This window comes from Herbaspirillum lusitanum P6-12 (genome assembly GCF_000256565.1).
In the GTDB taxonomy this organism is placed as follows: domain Bacteria; phylum Pseudomonadota; class Gammaproteobacteria; order Burkholderiales; family Burkholderiaceae_D; genus Herbaspirillum; species Herbaspirillum lusitanum.
The window spans coordinates 1-1,005 of record NZ_AJHH01000445.1 but is presented as its reverse complement, the minus strand read 5'-3'; the positions used below and the strand labels follow the sequence as shown (position 1 = coordinate 1,005).

General features: G+C 38.0%; 1 protein-coding gene. It reads left to right on the top strand.

The window, feature by feature from the left end; translation table 11 throughout:
• The first annotated feature begins 147 nt into the window (after nt 1-147).
• Nucleotides 148-948, top strand: coding sequence for a hypothetical protein (locus HLUSI_RS32715; protein ID WP_157137866.1), 801 nt, complete (start codon nt 148-150; stop codon nt 946-948).
• Nucleotides 949-1,005: the final 57 nt, after the last annotated feature.

Below are 1,005 nucleotides of genomic sequence, written 5' to 3'. Positions count from 1 at the left end.
GGACATTACTGGTATGGCTGGGATGGCCGTTTCGTTTGTCTATCTATGCTGTTCTTGGTGTTGTATTCTATATTTCCAAAGACGTAGGAGAAGGTTTCGGTATCGAAGCTTTGAGTAAACTTTCCTGAACCAAGTGGGATTTATAAAATGAAAAAAAGAATAGTCAGTAATTTCACTTCCCCTTTAAATACAAAACGTCTTCGCAAACATTCACTCCCTTCTCAAAAATACAAAAAAGAGTCTCGCTTAGATATTTGGCTATTGAGGATTAGCTATTTTTCACAAGTTGGGCTATTTGCGTTAACCATTCTAGGTTTCTATTTCACAGTCATTCCTCTTTATCAAAAAGCTGTACTCGATGAAGCGATTGCGATGAAAGAAATAGAATTAAAATCAATGCAGAAAACTCTAGAGAAGAGTTACTCGCAAATCCGTACGTTTTCCCTTCATCAATTTATTTTTAATTGGGGAGCGGAATGCACCGGCTTATTAATACGAATTCCAAGATCAAGTATCGATCGTAAAGAGATCTTAAAAGAGACCGAACCGAGAAGTAAAATTTTGGAATTGGATAGCTCAACGTGCTTACGAGAAGCAGTATTGAAAGATAAGAATCTAAAAAATCTGAACAAAGAAGACTATGAAAAATTGCGCGAGCAGGTCGATAAATTAGCTGCAGATTTAGATGGAAAACGTAAGGTTGCGCTTCAAGATTTTAAGGATTTTCCTAACAAAGCCAAAACCGATCCATCGGTTTTAGAGCCAGTTGAAGGGTTCGCCTTATCTATCCTTGAGCCCCTGCGCCGATATATGTCATCTCAACAACAAGAAGCATGGTTATTTTCAGCTGCAGTACATCAAGGACAGATGAAAATTGAATCCAAATATGCTGTCAATGCTAGAGCTAGTATTCAAAAATTGTCAGAAATATATTCGAATCTAAAGTGACCAAATGGAGCTGAGCTATCGTTGATTACGGCCATCCCAGCCATACCAGTAACGTCC

Excerpts from the sequence above, each read along its gene's own strand:
- HLUSI_RS32715 (WP_157137866.1), top strand. The coding sequence starts at position 148 with ATGAAAAAAAGAATAGTCAGTAATTTCACTTCCCCTTTAAATACAAAA.